The sequence below is a fragment of the Bacillus sp. LR--39 genome, assembly GCF_053613335.1.
On sequence record NZ_JBSIOT010001492.1, the window covers coordinates 1 to 537 of the forward strand.

General features: G+C 41.5%; 1 protein-coding gene. It reads right to left on the minus strand.

Annotation, left to right across the window (positions count from 1 at the left end; translation table 11 throughout):
* Window positions 1-537 (minus strand): glycoside hydrolase domain-containing protein (locus ACWHAR_RS31345; protein ID WP_452088963.1); only part of this gene is annotated, 537 nt, incomplete at both ends.

The window sequence follows — 537 nt, forward strand, 5'->3', positions numbered from 1 at the left end:
CGCTTCCGATGGTTCCTTCATAAAATTGATCAAAGGCCCAATTGTTTGGCATCGGATAGCCGAGATTGCCGCTAAATCCTGTTGACATATTTGCCACAAAACTATACTTTGTCATTCCTGCTTCTGATGTACGGATACAAATGTTTCTTGGTCCGTAAACCCCTATTTCATACTTAGGTGCGGTTGAAAATGTCTGCATTTTTGTAAATGCTGACTTAATCTCTTGGAAATAAGGAATGATTTTATCGGTCACTTCATAATCGTATGCATCAAAATCGACAGCGAAATAAATGGTCGTGCCTGACGGAAAACCTAATCTTCTAGCAGCAGAAGCGGCACTATATGCATCTCTTGTGCCTTGGTCTTTGACAAAATAAGAAGATTCATAGCCGCCGTCTTGATAAATTGGGAAAACCTTCAATCCGGCATCAAGAATAACTGCAAGCTCTTTAGATGTCAGGGCTTTTGATGTGAGGCCGCTGCTTGTCCGCACATTTCCGGTCAAATATCTGCCAACCGTTTTATAACCGTTATTCC